Consider the following 2,947-nt stretch of genomic DNA (forward strand, 5'->3'; position numbering starts at 1 on the left):
GCAGCTGACTCTTAATCAGTTTGTCCACGGTTCGAGCCCGTGACGGGGTACCATCTCTTTTTAAGTCCGGCTTGCTGATGGCAAAGCCGGACTTTTGTTTGATAGGGAACGTTGAAAAAACGATTTGTTCTTTCCGATTCTCATTTGCCCTGCCAAGCCTCTTTTCGGGCGGTGCAAGCATGCACGATAATATGGACAGGCAGTTATTTAAAATCAGGTGTTGAAATCTCTTGGAAATTACATTTAGTGTTTTAATAACGGCAACATAAAAAATTCCATGCGAATGCCGTTCTTATTGATTTTCTCCGTACATGGGGAAAGGATCGTTTTCGTTCACGCATGACATTTCAAGAAAATATTGTTTGGAATACGGTTCTTTGAAAACATGTCCATTGTAATAAGTGGAGACGGCAAACATGTCCGTCAATACGGTGCCGTTTTTAATGAATCTTCCGGGAAGTCCCCATTGCTTGGAATCGTTTAAAGACCGCAGATATCCCTTATATCCCCGGTAAATGACATGATCGTTATTATAAATGATTATGTTGTCCGTATCTCCAATATCATTTTTTCCTAGAAATTCCCGGATGTTGTCGGAATCAAAATTCAAAAAATACGGATTTTGATTAAATGATACATCATCGGAAAAAACAATATCTCCGGATTCTGATTTTATTTGAATATGGGCACAATTGTTTTTTGTAAATAAAATAGTTGCCGGAATGATTAAAATAACCAATGTAATCAGAAAATATATTTTTAATAGATTCTTTTTCACTTAATATGATGATATTTTATGAGTAATTTTCTTCCAATGTTGTATATGGTAAATTTGCTGTCAGAAATTTCATTTTATATTTAGTTTTAAAAATTTACCTGGTTGGCAGTTGAGGCATTTTTGATTTATAAATTTCCATTACAAAAAATTTAAATAACTTCCTTTATTTATATAGATTCCTACTATAATTAATAATGAAAAAAATTTCATGCAAGACATTATGAAAATGATGCTATATGCGCAACTGTAGATTAATATGAAAATGATATAATTTATTATAGATTCTTTTCTTCGTGAATATAATGACGTGATGATGCTTTCTATAATATTTTTAAAAAATAAAATAACAGATTGTTTGAAGAACCAAATGACAAACCATATTAACCACCATAAAAGGATGTAATAAATCAAATGTAAATCGAAAGTTCTAGCAAGACCGTACCCGAAGTAGACAAGACTCCCTATAGGAAACCAGAACGTAAAAAAATTATTACTGGCAGACATCAATATCTTTTTTGTTCTATCATGCGCATATTTTTTATTTAAATACGAAATAACATGTATTTTTTTTATAAATAATGAAATGAGTATTACAGCAATCCAAAATACTATCCAATAAAAAATTACTTCAATATAATGCAAGGTGAACGTGTGGGTAAATACATAAAGGATAAAATAAATCCACCATAATATTGAATACAATAGAAGAAATTCGCTGGAACTGTTTCCGGATGATTTGCAATTAATGCAATATTTAAGGGAAAAAGGTCCCAAAATGGCACTTAAAATGGCAAATGCTGTTTTTTTATGATTAATGAACTCCATTATTTATTTAAATTTCTTAAATAATTATATAATCCTTCAATTCCACGGAGACCTGTAATGTTCAATAACGAATCCAATGCTTGCCATTGAAATGCTTTTAACGGAAAGATTTTTGGACACCCCTCAATAGTGCCTTCTAATGTGATAGTATATCTAGAGTGATCATGGCCTAATGCTCGATGTATTGTAGATATGGGACCGCCAACTGGATTTTTAAAATATGGATATGCTGATTCAGGTATGGGGATTTGAACAAAATCATCCGGATGGCCATGGCCTCCTACTCTTCCGAGGGTTTTACGCGTTATAGGTAACGCAGGGTCGCGATTAACGGCGTATGCAGGTCCCCTTAATTTCCCGGAACTTATAATTAACTCTTTCGATTCTTTTGTGGTAATATGTTGGAGATTAACTTTAGCGGTGTTTTTAGCGGCAGCTCCACCTGGAGACGAAATGAGCCGGTTGGCATCATAGGATACTTGTGGGTGAAGTTTCTGGTGGTTGCAGGTGTGGTTCCATCCCAGGAGTCCCGCCGTTGAACAGGACGCATCAGCGCGTCGTAGCCGTATTCGTGGCCGGCTGCCAATTCGCCATCCGCTCCCTTTCTGTAACTGATGGCGGTTACGAGGTCGAGCCTGGGATGATAGGTATTGCAGCGGACCATGCCGTTGGGGTAGGTGAGATGGTGGAGGAAGCCGCTGGGTTGGTCATACTGCCAGGTAAATGGAGACTCCAGTCCTTCCAGATTCATCCCGATGATGGCACCTTTGGAATCGTAGTCAAGATGGGAGTGCTGCACGGTACGGGTTCCAAGAATCAGGCGATATCCGTTGGAACGACCCAAGGCATCGTATTGTTCCTGGGTGCAGTTTTCCACGGTTCCAAAGGAAGTGTCCTGGATCATGTGGCCGTAGGCATCGTAGGAGCATTCCCTGATGCAGGAGGCGTCCCGGACGTAGGTCATTTGTCCGAGGTGGTTGTAGGTAAACTCCCATCCGGGAGTGTTGTCGTTGTGGGAGACGGAGACGAGTTCTCCGGTGAGAGGAGCATAGGCATAAGTGGAGACGGAATTTTTCAACGCCATGAAGGACGTAAAGCTCAGGAATGCGAAGCTGGCCGCCTTCGGCAGCACGCGTCATCCTGAGCTTGCTGCCTTCCGAAACTGCCTGTAGCAGTCCCCGGGACTTGGACCAGATGCTCTCAATAGCTCCCGTGGAAGGATGGCGGTTCACCTTCATCTGACGGGAATAAGCTTCCGCCGTGGTTTCCACGCCGGAGGCGGAGACCAGGGAGACGACCTTTCCGGTGGCTGCCGAGAAGCGCAGGGTGCGCCCATTGCTCTGG

Annotated in this window: 3 protein-coding genes; all 3 read right to left on the reverse strand. The window is 40.5% G+C overall.

What is annotated here, in order from left to right; all coding sequences use genetic code 11:
• The coding region (locus HJW02_RS12800) for a hypothetical protein (protein WP_208050655.1) at positions 1–181 on the reverse strand (181 nt) is incomplete at its 3' end.
• 111 nt (positions 182–292) lie between these two features.
• Positions 293–778 (reverse strand): hypothetical protein, encoded by a 486-nt coding sequence (locus HJW02_RS12805; RefSeq protein WP_146018283.1) that lies wholly within the window; start codon positions 776–778, stop codon positions 293–295.
• A 1,195-nt stretch (positions 779–1,973) separates the two neighbouring features.
• Positions 1,974–2,687 (reverse strand): hypothetical protein, encoded by a 714-nt coding sequence (locus HJW02_RS12810; RefSeq protein WP_102733268.1) that lies wholly within the window; start codon positions 2,685–2,687, stop codon positions 1,974–1,976.
• Positions 2,688–2,947 lie beyond the last annotated feature (260 nt).

Origin of the sequence: Akkermansia sp. GGCC_0220 (assembly GCF_017566105.1) — a bacterium.
GTDB classification, from domain to species: domain Bacteria; phylum Verrucomicrobiota; class Verrucomicrobiia; order Verrucomicrobiales; family Akkermansiaceae; genus Akkermansia; species Akkermansia massiliensis.

Coding starts and splice junctions, on each gene's coding strand:
- HJW02_RS12810 (WP_102733268.1), bottom strand. CDS start 2,687: ATGGCGTTGAAAAATTCCGTCTCCACTTATGCCTATGCTCCTCTCACC.